Here is a 425-nt window from a genome sequence, read left to right as displayed (position 1 = left end):
CGGTGGATGCACGCCGTTGCATCTCGTATCTGACCATCGAGCATAAGGGGAGCATTCCGGTTGAGCTGCGCCCGGCGATGGGCAACCGCGTCTATGGCTGCGACGACTGCCAGCTCATCTGCCCGTGGAACAAGTTTGCCGTACCGGCCAACTTGGCGGACTTTGACGTGCGCAACGGACTGGACGCGGCTACGCTGGCTGAGCTGTTCAGCTGGACGGACACCGAATTCAACCAACGGCTCGAGGGCAGCCCCATCCGCCGCATCGGGCACGAGCGCTGGCTGCGCAACATTGCCGTGGCGATCGGCAACGCGCTGCGCGGGCCGCTGCTGGATACAACGCGCACGCTCCTGACGGCCGCCCTGCATGCACGCGCTGATGACGCGTCGGAACTCGTGCGTGAACACGTCGCATGGGCGCTCGCC

At 65.6% G+C, this 425-nt stretch carries 1 protein-coding gene; it reads left to right on the top strand.

Going from position 1 to position 425, the window contains the following annotated elements; translation table 11 throughout:
* On the top strand, positions 1–425 hold a 425-nt coding region (locus D7V93_RS44140), incomplete at both ends, for a 4Fe-4S double cluster binding domain-containing protein (protein WP_279637007.1).

The organism is Corallococcus llansteffanensis (assembly GCF_003612055.1).
GTDB lineage: Bacteria > Myxococcota > Myxococcia > Myxococcales > Myxococcaceae > Corallococcus > Corallococcus llansteffanensis.
Note: the sequence above shows the minus strand (reverse complement) of the source record. Positions and strands in the feature narration are given on the sequence as shown.